We start from the raw sequence: 15,474 nt of genomic DNA, 5'->3' as shown, positions 1-15,474 counted from the left end.
GCCCCGAGCCTGCCTACTGGGTAATACGCCATGGACTTTGGAATGCTGCCGCCGGAGATCATCTCCGCGCTGATCTATTCCGGCCCCGGTTCCTGGTCGTGGATCGACGCCGCGGCCATGTGGCAGGAGCTCAGCCTCGAGCTGGAGCAGTCGCTGAGCGGCTACACCGCGGAGCTGTCGTCGCTGGCCGCCGGCTGGCAGGGCCCGTCCTACCTGGCGATGACTCAGGCCGCACAGCCGTACCTCGAGTGGCTCGACGTCACCGCGCAGCAGTGTCAGCAGGTCGCAGCCGCGCTGCAGACGGCCACGGCAGCCTTCGAATTCACCCACTTCACCGTCATCCCGCCCCCCGTGGTCGCGGCCAACCGGACGCGGCTGGCGGTCCTCGTGGCCACCAACTTCCTCGGCGTCAACGCCCCGGCGATCGCGGAAACCGAGGCCGAGTACAACGCCATGTGGGTGACCGACGCGGCGGCGATGACCCAGTACCAGGCGACCTCGACCGCGGCCACGGCGCAGCTGACCCAGTTCAGCGCGCCGATGACCGTCGCCAACCCGAACGGGGTCAACGAGCAGTCCGACGCGGTCTCCCAGGCGGCCGCCCAGGGCGCCGGAAACACGGCGAGCGCGGTCGGTGACGCCCTCAACGACCTGAACGATTCCGGTGGCCTGCCCGACACCGGCTGGTTCAAGTACTGGAGCGTCTGGGGCTGGCAAACCATCGCCGGCGGGCTGCCGATCAACCTGCTCAGCTACCTGGCGCAGTTCAGCGCGGCCCAATCGCTGTCCAGCGTGGGCGGTGACATCGGCGCGGGCCTGGCCGAGGGCACGGCCGCCCTGTCCTCGATGGAGACGAGCCTGATCAGCGCGATTGGATCCGCGGGGTCGCTGGCCCCCAACGGTTCCCTGGGCGTGGCGGTCACCGTGGGCAAGCTGATGTCGCCGCCCGCGGTGGTCGGCTTGTTGCCCGGCGCGACGCAGCCCGCGGTGCAGCTCGCGTCGGCGGTGTCGCCGCTGCCGTCGGGCGCCACCCCGCCGCCCGCGCTGCCGATGGCCCCGATGCGGCCGCCGCAGGGCGGGGCGCGCGGTCGTCGGCGTAACGGGCGCTACGACGACATCGAGGTCGGGGCCGAGCTGCCGGGCACCGTCATGCAACGGCCGCCGTCGGCGGGCTGATCCTTGGCGAAAGTGCAGGGCCGCGTGTGGCGGCGGGGCGAGGCGCAGGACGAGTTCGCGTTCGACAAGATCTCCGACTACCTAGCCGAGCCGGACGCCCTGGTGTGGGTGGACCTGTGCGATCCGGACCACGACACCATGTGCGACCTGGCGACCGAGCTGGGCCTGAACGCGTGGGCCGTCGAGGACGCGGTCGCCGCGGCAGAACGGGTGAAGGCCGCCGCGTACGGTTCGAACACGTTCTTCACGGTCTACGCCGTGGACCTCGCTGACGACGCCGACGATCAGCCGCAGCGGATGCTGGCGATGCACCGCATCTCGGCGTTCGTGCTGCCGCGCGGGCTGATCACGGTCCGGCTGACCGACGACTTCGACATGGCCCAGGTGCTGCAGCGTTGGCAGGAGATCGGCGGCCAGCAATACGGTGTCGGCTCCCTAGTGCACGGCCTGCTCGACGTGGTGGTGGACAGCCATTTCGCGGCCGTCGAGGCCTTGGACGACTGCATCGAGGGCATCGAGGACGAGCTGTTCGACGGCAAGCCGCATCACGCGACCTTCCAGCGCCGGACCTTCCGGATGCGCCGGGACCTGGTCAACCTGCGCCGCGTGGCGTTGCCGATGCGGGAGGTCGTCAATTTCATCCAGCATCACCGCGTTCAGGTGGAGTCCGGTCAGGAGCTGGACCCCCTGTACGCGGACCTGTACGACCACGTGTTGCGCGTGTCGGAATGGACGGAGTCGTTGCGCGACATGATCACGACGATCTTCGAGACCAACCTGTCGCTGCAGGACGCCCGGCTGAACACCATCATGAAGAAGCTCACCGGGTGGGCCGCCATCATCGCCGTGCCGACGGCCATCACCGGGTTCTACGGCCAGAACGTGCCGTATCCGGGCTTCGGCAGCACCGCGGGTTTCGTCGCGAGCAGCGTCGTCATCGTGATCATGATGGCGGTGCTGTACGTGATGTTCCGGCGGCGCGACTGGCTGTGAGGGTCGGCCCTACTGCACCGGCGTCCCAACGCCCCCGTTCAGACCGCGCTGGATGCCACGCAGGATCTTGTCGGTGAGGGCCGGACTGCCGGGCGGCGCGGTCTCCTGGCAGGAGCAGCTGAGGTGACTGAAGGGATTAGGGTCGGCGGTGGCGGTGGCTGCGGTCCATCCCGCAGCGCCGAGAACGAGTCCAACGCCGACCAAAAGTTTAGGGATCATTCGGTTTCGAGTACTCCACGGGTAGTTGCCATCAGCAAATTAACTCGTGGATCTGTCACCAGCCTGTCAACCGGCTGTTAATTTTACGAGGCGGGGGCGGCCGCGTACTTCGGGCAGTACGCCTTGATGCTGAGTCCCACGAAGTACCCGGCGTGATAGCCGTCCAGCTTGCTGCTGCTCAGCACGTCGTTGGCGACCTGTTCCGGGGTCTGGCCGGCGTCGAGCTCGTGGCAGACGGCGTGCGCGGAGTTGACGGCGGCGTCGGGCGACTCGAAGTTGATGCCCTTGCCCTTCAGCGCGGTGAGGAAGGCGTCATCGCCGGCGTTGGCGTGCGCGGCCGGGGTCGCACTGAACGCACCCAGCAACCACGCCATCGCGCCCATGCCGAGGGCCGGCAGGGCCCGGTTGACGCTGGGCTTGCGGATCAGGGTGCTCGTCATTTGTGATACTCCCGTGGAACAGAAGTGCCGTCGCTTGCTGGAAGCGGGGCCCGCCCAAATTTTCGCACGTCGCGGCACCCTAAAGAGCCGTATAACCAACATTGCGATTGCTGACACACGAAGGTTAGCCCTGCCTTCGCTCGCCCGTCACTGTCGGGCGCCCGCGGATGCCGTGGTGGTGGACTGACCGCATGCCGTACACCCGTTGGTGGGCGCTCGCCCTGGCGGCGATCTGCCTGGTCGGCTGCGACAACCGGCACGTGTCGGCGGCCGCCGCCCGCGACACCTCCGGCACGTTCCGCTCTGGCGGCATGGACCGGACCTACCTGGTGCACGTGCCGCCCGGCGACCCGGTCGCATTGGTGCTCAGCCTGCACGGCGGCGGCGGTTCGGGAATGGCGCAGCGGGGCCTGACCGGCTTCGACACCGTCGCCGACGCCCACAACCTGCTCGTGGTGTATCCCGACGGGTACGACAAGAGCTGGGCCGACGGGCGCGGCGCCGCACCGGCCGCTCGCCGGCACGTCGACGACGTAAGTTTCCTGGTCGGGCTGGTCGGGAAGCTACGAAGCGACTACAACATCGCTCCTGGCCACGTCTTCGTCACCGGCATGTCCAACGGCGGATTCATGGCCAACCGGCTGGCCTGCGACCGCGCCGACGTCTTCGCCGCGGTGGCGCCGGTCGCCGGCACCCTGGGGGTGGGCGTGGCCTGCAATCCCTCGCGGCCGGTGTCGGTGTGGGAGGCCCACGGCACCGCGGACTGGCTGGTGCCGTTCAACGGCGGCGACGTGCGCGGCCGCGGCGGCGTCAGCCACGCCATCTCGGTCGAAAGCATGGTGAATAAATGGCGCTCCGTCGACGGGTGCCACGGCGACCCCACGGTGGAGGTCCTGCCCAACGTGGGCGACGGCACCGTCGTGCACCGTTTCGACTCGACGGCCTGCGTGGACTCCACCGAGGTGGTACTGCTGCAGATCGACAAGGGCGGGCACACCTGGCCGGGCGGCAAGCAGTACCTGCCGACGGCCGTCATCGGGCCCACCACCCGCGCGGTGGACGGCTCGGAGGCCATCGCCGAGTTCTTCCTGGAGCACGCCCGCGACTAGGCCGGGGCGCGGTCAGCGCTGGCAGGCCGGGCACCAGTACGTCACGCGGTCCCCAGAGTCGTCGAACCTGATCGGGGTGCCGCAGCGCCGGCAGCCCTGCCCCGCGCGACCGTAGACCCACAGCTGCCGGCCGCCGCGGGTGTCGCCGGTGGTGCACCGGTTCCAGCGCATCCGGTTCAGCCACAGCATGTCTCTGGCGCGGGAGACCAGCCGCAGCGGGTCGGCGACGGTACGCACCGGCGCGGTGGGCAATCGGCCGCTGAGGAAACACAATTCGTTGGCGTAGACGTTGCCGACGCCGGCCAGCACCCGCTGGTCCAACAGCGCCTCGGCGAGCGGCCGCTCCGCTTCGGCCGCCAGGTTGGCGGCGGCGACCGCGGGGTCCCAATCCTCGCCCAGCAGGTCGGGCCCTAGGTGCGCGACGGCATCGAGGTCGCGCTCACGCTCGAGGATCTCCAAGATGCCCAGGTCGACGCCGACGGCCCGGACGGCGCCGGCCTCGAGGACGATGCGCGCCCGATGGTCCACCCGCACCGGGCGCTCGCTGACCCGCCAGCTGCCGTCCATCTTCAGGTGCGAGTGGATGCTGGCCTGCCCCACCCGGATGAACAGGTGCTTGCCGCGGCTGAGCACCTCGTCCACCACCTGCCCGGTGAGGTCGACCGTGGCGTAGCGGGGCACCCGGACGTCGCAGCGGGTCAGCGTGCGCCCGACCAGGTGCTGGCGCAGCACGGCCGCGGTGTGAAACACGGTGTCACCTTCGGGCATGTCAGCGCAGCCGCAATCCACGCGGGGTGCGGGAGAACCCCGCATCGATGAGCCCGGCCTGCACCGCGGATTCCGGGTCGCCGGCGCGCGGCTGCAGCGCCGGCGCGCCGTCGATGCGCTCGACGAGCAGCGCGCTGACCCGCCGAGACGCCACCAGCTCGGCGAGCGCGGCGGCCGCCGCGTGGTGGGCGGCCGGGTCCTCGGTGAAGGTCAGCAGGGACCGGCCGCCCCGCTCCAGGAACCAGGCGAGCTCGCCGTCGACCAGCACCACCAGCGCGCCGGCCTTGCGGCCCGGGCGCGCCCCGGAGCCGGCGTCGGAGCCCTCGCCGCGGGCGGCGGGCCAGGGCAGGGCGGCGCCGTAGGGGTTGGCCGGGTCGGCGGCGGCGAGCGCGACGGCCCGGTATTCCGGGCGTTCCGGGTCGATGCCGTCGCTGAAGCCCCGCAGCCGGTCGACCGTCGACGCCACGGCGAACTGCGCCCCACCCAGCGACTCGATGAAGTAGCCGCGCTGGCAGCGGCCGGCGTCCTCGAAGTTGCTCAGCACCTTGTACAGGGTGGCGAACCCGCCCGGGACCCCCTCGGCGGCCACCGCGCCCCGCGTCAGCACGCCGTGGCGGCCCAGCAACAGCTCGGCCTGGAAGTGGGCGCGCAGCGTGGAGTCCGGCTCGGCGACCGGCAGGGCCGACCACCGGCCGCCGACGGTCGGATCGCTGGCGCGGGTTTGCGCGTGCGCCACGCTGTACCGGCTCAGCCGCGGCGCGCGCTGGGTCCGGTGCGCGGGGGCGGCGCGCTTGCGGGCGCGGCCACCGCCGAGAAAGGCCCGCACCGGGGCGAACGTGTCGCCGGTGACCCAGCCGGCCCAGACCAGCTCCCACAGCGCGGCTTTCAGCTCGCCCTCGGCCACCCCGCCCTGGCCCAGCTGGCGGAAGAAATAGGCGCCGCCGCCCGTCAGCGTGTCCAGGATGGCGCGGTGGGCGTCGGTGAACTCGATCTCGGCGGGTTTGTTCTGCGCCAACGCCAACGTCAGCGGCGCCGATTCGCCGAGGTGCAGGGCGATCCAGCCGTCGCCGCTGGAGATGCCGCCCGCGCCGGACCAGGTGACCTCCCCGGTGGCCAGCAGTTCGTCGAGCAGCGCGGGGGAGTAGTCGCGGACGCGGGGCGCCAGCACCAGCGGCTCGATCGCTGAGGCGGGCAGGCGCACGCCGGCCAGCTGGTCGATCACCGACAGCAGCCCATCCAGCCCGGCGTGCGACGCGGAGTCGGTCGCGCCCACCCGGTGCCAGGCCGGCAGGAACCGCCCGTAGGCGGCGGTGCTCACCGGCTCCACCTGGGCGCGCAGCGCCGCCAGCGAGCGGCGCCGCAGGATGCGCAAGACGTCGGCGTCGCACCACTGCTCGCCGCCGGTCGGCCCGCCGCCGGCCTCCGGCGCGGCGACGAAGTCGCCGCGCACCAGCCGGCCGTCGGCGGCCAGCCCCGCCAGCACGTCGGCCGTCACCCGCAGGCCCAGCCCGAACCGGGCGGCGGCCTCGCCCGTGGTGAACGGCGTGTGAGTGCGGGCGTAGCGGCCCAGCAGCTCGCCCAGCGGGTCGGCCACCGCCACGGTGAACGCGGCCGGCACGCCCAGCGGGACGGCGACCCCGATGCCGTCGCGCAGCCTGCCGATGTCCTCGATCGCCACCCACCAGCTGCGCCCCGCGAACGACACCGTCAACGCGCGCCGGGCGGCGCGCAGGCCTTCCAGCCAGCCGCCGACGTCGGCGCCCGCGGCCCGCGCCGCGACCTCCTCCTCGGTCAGCGGACCCAGCAGCCGCAGCAGGTCCGCGACGCCCTCGGCGTCGCGGGCGGCGCGGTCCTCGGCCAGGTGCTGCAGCTGCCGGCCCGTCGCGGCGATGATCTCCGGGTCGAGCAGCTCGCGTAGCTCCACCCGGCCCAGCAGCTCGGCCAGCAGCGTGCTGTCCAGCGACAGCGCGGCGGCCCGCCGCTCGGCCAGCGGCGTGTCGCCCTCGTACATGAACGCGCCGACGTAACCGAACAGCAGCGACGCCGCAAACGGCGACGGCCGCGCCGTCTCCACCTCCAGCACGCGCACCCGGCGCTGCGCGATGCCGGCCATCAGGGCGGTCAGGGCCGGTACGTCGTAGACGTCCTGCAGGCATTCGCGGACGGTCTCCAGTACCACCGGGAAATCGGGATACTTGCGCGCCACCTCCAGCAGCTGGGCGGCCCGCTGGCGCTGCTGCCACAGCGGCGAGCGGCGCCCGGGCTGGCGGTGCGGCAGCAGCAGGGACCGCGCCGCGCATTCCCGGAACCGCGACGCGAACAACGCCGAACTGCCCACCTCGACGGTGACGGTCGGGTCGATCTCGTCGGCGTCGAAGACGAACAGCTCCGTCCCCGGCGGAGCGTCCCCGGCGGCGGAGCCGAAGTCGGAGAACGTGTCCGGCAGGCGGACCACGATGCCGTCGTCGGAGGCCGTCGGCTTCTCGTCCAGGCCGTAGCGCTCGCGCAACCGGCGCCCCACCGCCAACGCCCACGGGCCGTTGACGCGCAGGCCGTACGGGGAGTGCAGGATCACCCGCCAGTCGCCCAGCTCGTCGCGGAACCGCTCGATCAGCAGGGTGGTGTCGGTCGGCACCACCCCGGCCGTGGTCCGCTGCTCGTCCAGCAGCGCCCACAGGTTGTCGGTGGCGTAGGCGTCGAAACCCAAAGCTGCGCAGCGAGATTCGAAGGCGCTGCGCTTGAGGCCGGCGAGCTCACCGGTGAACGCGCCGAGCGCCGCACCCAACTCGGCGGGCCGGCCCGCGTCGTCGCCGCGCCAGAACGGCAACCGGGCTGGCTGCCCCGGCGCCGGGATCACCAGCACCCGGTCGTGGGTGATCTCGGTGATCCGCCAGCTCGTGGCGCCCAGCGCAATGACGTCGCCCGGCCGCGACTCGTAGACCATCTCCTCGTCGAGTTCCCCGACCCGCGAGGGCTTCTCGGCCTCCGTGGCGAGGTAGACCGTGAACATCCCGCGGTCGGGGATGGCGCCGCCGGAGGTGACCGCCAACCGCTGGGCGCCGGGCCGGGCGGTGAGCGTGCCGGTGTCGCGGTCGTAGACCAGGCGGGGCCGCAGTTCGGCGAATTCCGTCGACGGATACTTGCCCGACAGCAGGTCCAGCGTGGCCTCGTACACGCTGCGCGGCAGCGTCGCGAACGGCGCCGCCCGGCGCACCGTGTCGAACCAGCGGTCGGCGTCCAGCGGCTCGAGCGCGGCGGCCGCCACCGTCTGCTGGGCGAGGATGTCGAGCGGGTTGGCCGGTACCCGCATCGCTTCGATCTGCCCGGCCAGCATTCGCTCCACCGTGACCGCGCAGCCGATCAGGTCGGTCCGGTGTTTGGGGAACAGCACCCCCTGCGACACCTCGCCCACCTGGTGCCCCGCCCGCCCGATGCGCTGCAGGCCGCTGGCCACCGACGGCGGCGCCTCGACCTGGATCACCAGGTCCACCGCCCCCATGTCGATGCCCAGCTCCAGGCTCGAGGTGGCCACTACCGCCTTGAGCAGGCCCCGCTTCAGGTCCTCCTCGACCAGCGCGCGCTGCTCCTTGCTGACCGAGCCGTGGTGCGCGCGGGCCAGCAGCGTGTCGGCGCCCAGGGTCTGCCCGCTGCCCATCAGGTGCGCCGGCGCGCCGCCCGGCACGCCGCGGTTGGCGTCCGACGCCAGCTCCACGCCGGTGCGTTCGGCGTGGATCTCGTTGAGCCGGGCGGTCAATCGCTCGGCCAGCCGCCGCGAGTTGGCGAACACGATGGTCGAGTTGTGCGCCTCGATGAGGTCGACGAGCCGCGCCTCGACGTCCGGCCAGATGCTGTTGTTGGCGAGGTTGGCCATGTCCGGCACCGGCACCTGCACGCTCAGCTCGATGGTCTTCCCCGATTGCGGCGCGACGATGGTCGTCGGTGCCTGCCCGGACAGGAACCGGGCCAGCTCCTCGGCGGGCCGCACCGTCGCCGACAGCCCGATGCGCTGCGCTGGCCGCGCCTCGGTCGATTCCCGGCGCAGCTCGTCGAGCCGCTCCAGCGACAGGGCCAGGTGCGCGCCGCGTTTGCCGCCCGCGATGGCATGGATCTCGTCGACGATCACCGTCTGCACCCCGGCGAGGGTCTCCCGGGCCGCCGACGTCAGCATCAAGAAAAGCGACTCCGGGGTGGTGATCAGGACGTCGGGGGGCCGGGCGATCAGCTGGCGCCGCTCGGCCGGCGGGGTGTCACCGGAACGCACCCCGACGCTGATCTGCGGAGCCGGCAGCCCCCGGTGGGCGGCGATCCGGGTGAGCCCGGCCAGCGGGGTCCGCAGGTTGCGTTCGACATCGACGGCCAGCGCCTTGAGGGGGGACACGTAGAGCACGCGGGTGCCGGCCGGCCGGTCGGGCGATGCGGCCAGCGAGTCCAGGGCCCACAGGAACGCGGCGAGCGTCTTGCCGGAACCGGTCGGCGCGATCACCAGGGTGTTGTCGCCGTCGGCGATCGCGTCCCACGCCTGCGCCTGCGCGGTGGTGGGCGTGGCGAAGGTGCTGGCGAACCACTCCCGGGTGATCGCGCTGAACCGGCTCAACGGGTCGTTGGTGCTCACCTAGCCATGGTGCCAACGGGTACCGACAAGGCGCCCGCTACTGCTGCGGTTCGATGCGGGCGGTGGCCATCGCGTGCGCCAACTCGTCCGGGATTTCCGGCACCCGGGCGATCGCGTCGAACAGCGAGTGGGCGCACGCGTCGGCGAGGCGGTCGGCGTTGGTGGTGGGGTCGATGATCCGCTGCCTGCACAGCTCGAAGGTGAACGCGAGCCAGCCGTGGCAGATCACCCGCAGGTCGCGCTCGACGTCGGGCGCCAGCTTGCCCGTCGGAGTCTTGGCGACCACCGCGGCGATCCGGCTCATGATGTGCTCGAGCTGGCGGTTCTTGGCCTCGTCGTCGACGCCGAGCAGGACCGGGTCGGAGCGGCCGAGCCCGACGTACGCCGCCCACGCGGCCTCGGGATTCTGCTCGTGGTAGGCCATGTACGCGATGACGCCGGTACGCACTTCCTCATACATGGTCAGACCCGTGGCGTCGTCCATGTTGGTGGTCTCGTAGAGCCGGTCGGCCTCGTCCTTGACCACTGCGGCGAAGAACGCTCGCTTGTCGGGAAAGTAGTGATACATCAGCGCCCGGGAGACCCCCGCGCGCTCGGCGATCTCGTCGATGCGGACCTCGTCGTAGGGTCGCTTTCCGAAGACCTCCGCCCCCAAAGCGAGCAGCTCAGCGCGTCGATCCTCGGGGGATAACCGCCTTCTGGCTGTCGGCATGTGACAGATAGTACTCACGCGTGTTAAGTGGACCGCCCGATTGCGGTTATCCGAACTGCATACGGTAACCAATCCGGCACGGCAAACGATGAAAACGGGGAACGGAGGTGACGGCGGCATGCACAAGGCGGACGAACGAGCTGGCGGCGATCGCCTAGGGCAGCGCGACGGCGAGGTGCGCGCCGCGTTGCGCTTCGCCGCCTTGGCCGCGGCGGCGGCCGGCGGATTCCTGGCGGTGGCCTTGCTCTGGGTGAGCACCTGCCCCGGGGTGGGTACCGACACGGTGGCGTGTGGCCCGGCCCAACGCACCCTGCTGGCCCTCGGCGCGCCGGTGATCGCGTTCGGTGCCGCGCTGCGGGCATTGCTGCGCACCTACCGCGTGTGGAAGGCGTCCGGCACCTGGTGGGGCTGGCAGGGCGCGGGGTGGTTCCTGCTGACGGCCGCGGTGTTGCTGGTGGCGCTGGGTGTCGGCCCGATCGCCGGGCCCGCGCTGACCCTTTGAGTTTGCCTGCCGGCGATCTACCGTTGAGGGTGCAACCCGGTATGAGCTGCGCGCCGCGTCCACTCTCCTTGAGGAGCAGCCATGGGAGATACGTTCCACGATCCGGTCGACCACCTGAGGACCACGCGCCCGCTGGCCGGTGAATCGCTCATCGACGTGGTGCACTGGCCCGGGTATCTACTGGTGCTGGTCGGCGTGATCGGCTGGTGCGGCAGCCTCGCCGCCTTCGGCAGCGGGCATGCGCACCAGGGCATGACGGCGGGCCTGATCGGGACGGTCGCCGCGGTCGTCGGCCTGGTGTGGTCAGCGGCCGAACACCGGCGGGTTCGTGGGATTGCGGACCGCTGGTACTCAGAGCACCCCGAGGTCAGCCGGCAGCGGCCCGCGAGCTGACGCCGTCGCGCGCCCCTGCCGGATCGGGAGGTTATGGCCGGCGGCGAATGGGTATCAGGAGTGCACCATGATGAGTGCCGCAAGGGTCGCGTTAGCGTCGTCACGCCATCGTGGCGGACGTAGTTACGGAAGACACCCACATCGATGCCCAATGCCAGAACCAACGAGACGACCAGCGTGATCTTGCCCGTGACAGCGACGCGCCCGCAGGGGCGCGTCCGCTTTGTGTCGGTCGCGTCCGCCCCGCCCGCGGGACGGGCACCCGGTAGCCACCATGACTGACCGGCTGGAGCGTACGGTCCACGGCGAGCTGCGAGGCAGTAGTAGTGTCAGTCGAACATTGCCGGGAGACCATATGAATGATGCGGGATTGCACGCTAACAAGCGTCAACGCGGCCACCGCGCCGTCGAGCTTCACGTCGCTGCGCGCCTGGAGAACCTGGCGATGCTGCGCACCCTCGTGGGTGCCATCGGCACCTTCGAGGACCTGGACTTCGACGCCGTCGCGGACCTGCGCCTGGCGGTCGACGAGGTGTGCACCCGTTTGATTCGTTCGGCCACCCCGGACGCGACGCTGGTGGTCGTGGTGGATCCCCAGGCCGACCAGCTGGTGGTGGAGGCCTCGGCCGCGTGTGACACCCACGACGTGGTGGCGCCCGGCAGCTTCAGCTGGCACGTGCTGACGTCGCTCGCCGACGACGTCCAGACCTTCCATGACGGTCGCGAACCCAACGAAGCCGGCAGCGTTTTCGGCATCACGCTGACGGCGCGACGGGCGGCCTCCAGCAGGTGACAGCGCGAGCTGCCGGCGGTTCGGTCTCACGGCCGAACGAATACGCCGATGTCCCGGAAATGTTCCGCGAGTTAGCCGGCGTCGCCGCCGACTCGCCGGAATTCCAGCGTCAACGGGACAAGATCGTCGAGCGGTGCCTGCCGCTGGCCGACCACATCGCCCGGCGCTTCGAGGGCCGCGGCGAGCCCCGCGACGACCTCGTTCAGGTCGCGCGCGTCGGGCTGGTCAACGCGGTGGTGCGGTTCGACGTCGACGCCGGTTCGGACTTCGTGTCCTTCGCGGTGCCCACGATCATGGGCGAGGTGCGTCGCCACTTCCGCGACAACAGCTGGTCGGTCAAGGTCCCGCGGCGGCTGAAGGAGCTGCATCTGCGGCTGGGCACGGCCACCGCCGACCTGTCCCAGCGGCTGGGCCGGGCGCCCACCGCCACCGAGCTGGCTGCGGAGCTGGACATGGACCGCGAAGAGGTGGTCGAGGGCCTGGTCGCCGGCAGTTCCTACAACACCCTGTCGATCGACAGCGGCGGCGGCGGCGAGGAAGAGGAAGCCCGCGCGATCGCGGACACCCTGGGCGACGTCGACACCGGCCTGGACCGCATCGAGGATCAGGAATCGCTGCGGCCCCTGCTCGAGGCGCTACCCGAGCGGGAGCGCACCGTGCTGGTGCTGAGGTTCTTCGAGTCGATGACGCAGACGCAGATCGCCGAGCGCGTCGGCATCTCGCAGATGCACGTGTCGCGCCTGCTGGCGAAGTCGCTAACGCGGCTGCGCGATCAGCTGCAGTAGCGGGCGGGCGCGGGCGCCGTCGTCGTCGCGGGGCTCCAGCAGCGGCTCGGCCTCCGGCGTGGTCACTGGCAGCGTGGCGTCGGGGTCGCAGACCCGCAGCAGCCTGGCCACCGCCGGGCTGGGCGCCATCGCCCAGTCGGCCTGTGCCGCCGAGCACACCACGTTGATGCGGTGCAGCGCCGAAAACCCGGCCGTGCCAATGAAATGCAGGCCGCGCAGGTCGAGGATCACGCGCCGCGAGCGGTTGACGCTGTGCTGGACGTAGGCGGCGAGCTGGTCGGCGTTGGCCGCGTCGAGCTCACCGTCGACGGTGATCAGGGTCCCGGACGCGCCCCAGTGCGCCGTGAATTGCGCGGTCCGACTTTGTTGCCAAGATTGGGCCACAGGCATTGCTGACTCCATCCGTAGAGCAAATATGCTGCGGAGGACGTCAGGTGAAGTGAAGTCGAGCAGGGAGTTCGCCTCCCGGCCTCGTCTGACGTGATCCGGACGGCTGTGAACTCAACCTGCCTGCACCCTACCCCCCGGCGAGCCGGGGGGACCATGCTTCACGGCTGATTCTCAGGAACCGTCACTTGATCTCGGCGAGCACCGTGCCCTGTGTGATGGCGGCGCCGGCCTCGACCGCGAGCCCGGTGATCACCCCGTCCTTGTGGGCGGTCACCGGGTTCTCCATCTTCATCGCCTCCAGCACCACGATCAGGTCGCCGGCGGAGACCTCCTGGCCCTCGGAGACCGCGACCTTGACGACGGTGCCCTGCATGGGCGCGGTGACGGCGTCGCCCGACGCGGCGGCGCCGGCGTGCGAGCCGCGTTTGCGGGGCTTGGGCTTCTTGCGGATGACGCCGGCCGGGTCGGCGGCGCCGCCGCCGGACAGCGCGAGGTCGCCGGGCAGCGACACCTCGAGCCGGCGGCCGCCGACCTCGACGACCACCGTCTGGCGCGGCCGCGTGTCGGCCTCGTCGTCGAGGGGTTCGCCGCCGGTGAATGGCTCGACGGTGTTGTTCCACTCGGTCTCGATCCAGCGGGTGTGGACGCTGAACCCGTTCTCGTCACCGATGAACGCGGGATCCGAGACCACGGCGCGGTGGAACGGGATGACGGTGGCCAGGCCCTCGACGTGGAACTCGTCCAGCGCCCGCCGCGACCGGGCCAGCGCCTCCTCGCGGGTGGCGCCGTAGACGATCAGCTTGGACAGCATCGAGTCGAACTGGCCGCCGATCACCGAGCCGGCCTCCACGCCGGAGTCCAGCCGCACGCCGGGGCCGGTGGGGATGTCGTAGCGGGTGACCGGGCCGGGCGCCGGCAGAAAGCCCCGGCCGGCGTCCTCGCCGTTGATCCGGAACTCGATGGCGTGCCCGCGCGGCGTCGGGTCCTCGGTGAGGTCCAGCTTCTCGCCGTTGGCGATCTTGAACTGCTGCAGCACCAGGTCGATGCCCGCGGTCTCCTCGGTCACCGGGTGCTCCACCTGCAACCGGGTGTTGACCTCGAGGAAGGAGATCAGGCCGTCCTGACCGACGAGGTACTCGACCGTGCCGGCCCCGTAGTAGTTGGCCTCCTTGCAGATCCGCTTGGCGGATTCGTGGATCTCCTTGCGCTGCGCGTCGGTGAGGAACGGCGCCGGCGCCTCCTCGACCAGCTTCTGGAAGCGGCGCTGCAGCGAGCAGTCGCGGGTGCCCGCGACGATGACGTTGCCGTGCTGGTCGGCGATCACCTGGGCCTCGACGTGGCGCGGCTTGTCCAGGTAGCGCTCGACGAAGCACTCGCCCCGGCCGAAGGCCGCGACGGCCTCGCGGGTGGCCGACTCGAACAGCTCGGGGATCTCCTCGATGCTGCGGGCGACCTTCATGCCGCGGCCGCCGCCACCGAAGGCCGCCTTGATGGCGATCGGCACGCCGTACTCCTGCGCGAAGGCCACCACCTCGTCGGCGTCCTTGACGGGGTCGGGGGTGCCGGGAACCAGCGGCGCCTGCGCGCGGGCGGCGATGTGGCGGGCGGTGACCTTGTCACCCAGGTCGCGGATCGACTGCGGGCTGGGCCCGATCCAGATCAGGCCGGCGTCCAGCACGGCTTGCGCGAAGTCGGCGTTCTCCGAGAGGAATCCGTAGCCGGGGTGCACGGCGTTGGCGCCCGACTTGGCCGCCGCGTCCAGCAGCTTGCCGAAGTCCAGGTAGGACTCCGCGGACGTCTGGCCGCCCAGGGCGAAGGCCTCGTCGGCAAGCTTCACGTGGGGGGCGTCGGCGTCGGGCTCGGCGTACACGGCCACGCTGGGCAGGCCGGCGTCGCGGGCCGCGCGGATCACCCGGACAGCGATCTCGCCGCGGTTGGCGATGAGCACTTTGGAGATCCTGTCGCTGGCGTGACTGGCCACTGCGCCTCCTGTTTGGCATCTTTGGCAGACGGTGATTCTGCGGGCTTCTTAAGAGACTTTCTTACAACTCGAAGGAAGTCTAAGCGCCGCGCCGTCGCGCCGATGAAGCGGTATCGACTTTCTTCTAGGACGCCTCGCGGATGCGCCGCTTGATGCGCGTGAGCATCGCCGAGAGGCCGCGCAGCCGCAGCGGGCTGATCAGCGCGGCCAACCCCAGGTCGGCGTAGAAGTCGTCGGGCACCGCCAGGATGTCGGCGGCGGGTTGCCCGTCCAGGCCGCTGGCCAGGATCGAGGCGAAGCCCCGCGTGGTGGGCGCCTCGGCGGGCGCGCTGAAATACAGCCGCACCCGGTCGGCGTCGTGCGCGTCGACGTGCAGGAACAGCGGGGACTGGCATTCGGGCACCGGCTCCATGGCCTGTTCTTGCAACGCGGCGGGCAGCGCCGGCAGCTCGTCGGCGAACTCCAGCAGCAGCTTGAGCTTGTCCTGGCCCTCGACCTCGGCGAAGTCGGACACCACCTCGGCGAGCGGGGCGGGCATGGTCATGGCGCGGTCGCGCCGGGCGCCCCCGGGCTCTCGCCGGCGACGATCGGCACGCGCACC

14 protein-coding genes are annotated in these 15,474 nt (G+C 71.2%); 7 read left to right on the top strand and 7 right to left on the bottom strand.

Going from position 1 to position 15,474, the window contains the following annotated elements; all coding sequences use genetic code 11:
• The first annotated feature begins 30 nt into the window (after positions 1-30).
• Both A5714_RS17220 and A5714_RS17215 read left to right on the top strand, forming a co-directional pair.
• Positions 31-1,176, top strand: coding sequence for a PPE family protein (locus tag A5714_RS17220; protein ID WP_068287097.1), 1,146 nt, complete (start codon positions 31-33; stop codon positions 1,174-1,176).
• A gap of 3 nt (positions 1,177-1,179) precedes the next feature.
• Positions 1,180-2,169, top strand: a complete 990-nt coding sequence (locus A5714_RS17215; protein ID WP_068287094.1) for a magnesium transporter CorA family protein — start codon at positions 1,180-1,182, stop codon at positions 2,167-2,169.
• A 302-nt stretch (positions 2,170-2,471) separates the two neighbouring features.
• Here A5714_RS17215 and A5714_RS17210 read toward each other — a convergent pair whose 3' ends face one another.
• Positions 2,472-2,828 carry a DUF732 domain-containing protein gene (locus A5714_RS17210; protein WP_068287091.1) on the bottom strand — a complete coding sequence of 119 codons (357 nt, stop codon included), beginning with the start codon at positions 2,826-2,828 and terminating at the stop codon, positions 2,472-2,474.
• Positions 2,829-3,019: 191 nt separating this feature from the next.
• On the opposite strand from A5714_RS17210, the gene A5714_RS17205 reads away from it, so the two are divergent.
• Positions 3,020-3,937, top strand: coding sequence for a PHB depolymerase family esterase (locus tag A5714_RS17205; protein ID WP_068287087.1), 918 nt, complete (start codon positions 3,020-3,022; stop codon positions 3,935-3,937).
• Between the two features lie 12 nt (positions 3,938-3,949).
• Here A5714_RS17205 and nei2 read toward each other — a convergent pair whose 3' ends face one another.
• Genes nei2 through A5714_RS17190 form a run of 3 tightly spaced genes read right to left on the bottom strand, consistent with a single transcriptional unit; the run spans position 3,950 to position 10,029 of the window.
• Positions 3,950-4,705 (bottom strand): endonuclease VIII Nei2, encoded by a 756-nt coding sequence (nei2, locus tag A5714_RS17200; protein WP_068287083.1) that lies wholly within the window; start codon positions 4,703-4,705, stop codon positions 3,950-3,952.
• A gap of 1 nt (position 4,706) precedes the next feature.
• Entirely contained in the window at positions 4,707-9,317 is a 4,611-nt protein-coding gene (locus tag A5714_RS17195; RefSeq protein ID WP_068287080.1) for an ATP-dependent helicase, read from the bottom strand.
• A 37-nt stretch (positions 9,318-9,354) separates the two neighbouring features.
• Positions 9,355-10,029, bottom strand: coding sequence for a TetR/AcrR family transcriptional regulator (locus tag A5714_RS17190; protein ID WP_068072621.1), 675 nt, complete (start codon positions 10,027-10,029; stop codon positions 9,355-9,357).
• 118 nt (positions 10,030-10,147) lie between these two features.
• On the opposite strand from A5714_RS17190, the gene A5714_RS17185 reads away from it, so the two are divergent.
• From A5714_RS17185 to A5714_RS17170, 4 genes are all read left to right on the top strand, one after another.
• A complete protein-coding gene (locus tag A5714_RS17185; protein WP_068287078.1) occupies positions 10,148-10,531 on the top strand; it encodes a hypothetical protein in 384 nt (127 codons plus the stop codon).
• 81 nt (positions 10,532-10,612) lie between these two features.
• Positions 10,613-10,924, top strand: a complete 312-nt coding sequence (gene usfY, locus A5714_RS17180; protein ID WP_068072628.1) for a protein UsfY — start codon at positions 10,613-10,615, stop codon at positions 10,922-10,924.
• A gap of 355 nt (positions 10,925-11,279) precedes the next feature.
• A complete protein-coding gene (locus A5714_RS17175; protein ID WP_068072630.1) occupies positions 11,280-11,717 on the top strand; it encodes an ATP-binding protein in 438 nt (145 codons plus the stop codon).
• Positions 11,714-12,502: an RNA polymerase sigma factor SigF gene (locus A5714_RS17170; protein WP_068287075.1), complete on the top strand. Its 789-nt coding sequence runs from the start codon at positions 11,714-11,716 to the stop codon at positions 12,500-12,502. Before A5714_RS17175 ends, A5714_RS17170 begins: the two co-directional genes overlap by 4 nt.
• Here the strand turns inward: A5714_RS17170 and A5714_RS17165 are convergent.
• The 3 genes from A5714_RS17165 to A5714_RS17155 all read right to left on the bottom strand — a co-directional run bounded on the left by A5714_RS17165 (position 12,473) and on the right by A5714_RS17155 (position 15,417).
• On the bottom strand, positions 12,473-12,904 hold the full coding sequence (locus A5714_RS17165; protein ID WP_068072635.1) for an STAS domain-containing protein: 432 nt from the start codon (positions 12,902-12,904) through the stop codon (positions 12,473-12,475). The genes A5714_RS17170 and A5714_RS17165 overlap by 30 nt on opposite strands.
• A gap of 169 nt (positions 12,905-13,073) precedes the next feature.
• Positions 13,074-14,873 (bottom strand): acetyl/propionyl/methylcrotonyl-CoA carboxylase subunit alpha, encoded by a 1,800-nt coding sequence (locus A5714_RS17160; RefSeq protein WP_068204564.1) that lies wholly within the window; start codon positions 14,871-14,873, stop codon positions 13,074-13,076.
• A gap of 124 nt (positions 14,874-14,997) precedes the next feature.
• The gene (locus A5714_RS17155) at positions 14,998-15,417 is read right to left on the bottom strand and encodes a SufE family protein (protein WP_068072641.1); all 420 of its coding nucleotides are present in this window, start codon (positions 15,415-15,417) and stop codon (positions 14,998-15,000) included.
• Positions 15,418-15,474: the final 57 nt, after the last annotated feature.

Origin of the sequence: Mycobacterium sp. E2462 (assembly GCF_001672685.1) — a bacterium.
GTDB lineage: Bacteria > Actinomycetota > Actinomycetes > Mycobacteriales > Mycobacteriaceae > Mycobacterium.
Note: the sequence above shows the minus strand (reverse complement) of the source record. Positions and strands in the feature narration are given on the sequence as shown.